Annotated in this window: 1 protein-coding gene; it reads right to left on the reverse strand. The window is 30.5% G+C overall.

Annotated elements, in window-relative coordinates:
• Window positions 1–45 precede the first annotated feature (45 nt).
• A partial coding sequence (locus AJ884_RS09545; protein ID WP_070286656.1) for a TNT domain-containing protein occupies window positions 46–891 on the reverse strand: 846 nt, incomplete at its 5' end.

Here is an 891-nt window from a genome sequence, read left to right on the forward strand (position 1 = left end):
ATAATTAGTTCTGCTTGTTCTCTTGTCATTTTCTATCCTTTATTATTATATTTGTTTGATAAAGCCCAATTGTATTAAGTCTTCTATGGAAATAGGAAGCTTAATCTGTGTTCCTCCACCTTCTTGTTCAAAGCATGGAGATATTCTTCCTATCTTCGGAGAATGGAATTCGTTTTTTTTCATTGATTGTTCAATTTTATTTTTTAAGCTTTCATTTTGACATATATCTTTTTTTCTTAACATACTCTCCATATTAATATCTTCTAATACTTCATATCTTTTATAGGTTTTTTGCATGGCTTCATTATCTTCATAAGGCAATGATCTTTTTTCATAAGGTATTGCTCCTTTTTTCTCCTTAAAAGGGCAAACAAAGCTACCTGAATTATCTCCATATCTGTCCAGTTTCATCCCTTTTTTTAGAGTGACTTCTCTTGGTTTGGGTGGAATTTTATAGCCATCATCATCAGGATATTTAAATTTACCATCTTCAAGAATATAATCAGGACTTCTAGGTTTTGGAGTATCTTTAGACCATATTCCATTATGTTTATAAAGATGAACTTCTTTATCACTTACCTTACCTTTTTTATTTTCATTTTCCAAATATAAAAGCATTTTTGCTTTCTCTTTGCTTTTTTGTGCCGCTCCTAATTTATCTCCTATCCCTTGCCATCTTATCCTATCATACTTAATCTTAGCAAGAGGACTAGCTTGTATTTTAGTTAAAGCAAATTTAATCTTATTGCCTTTAGGTATAGAAAGTACAGGATAGCCTTTATTACTTACTCCTATTAAGCCCATTTGATAAACGGAATATTTATTATTGATTTTATGCTTTGAATAAGTATAAGGAAATACCAAAGCAACTTTAGTACAAGGTCCTCCAGC

Source organism: Campylobacter sp. BCW_6463 (assembly GCF_001762785.1).
Classification (GTDB): domain Bacteria; phylum Campylobacterota; class Campylobacteria; order Campylobacterales; family Campylobacteraceae; genus Campylobacter_D; species Campylobacter_D jejuni.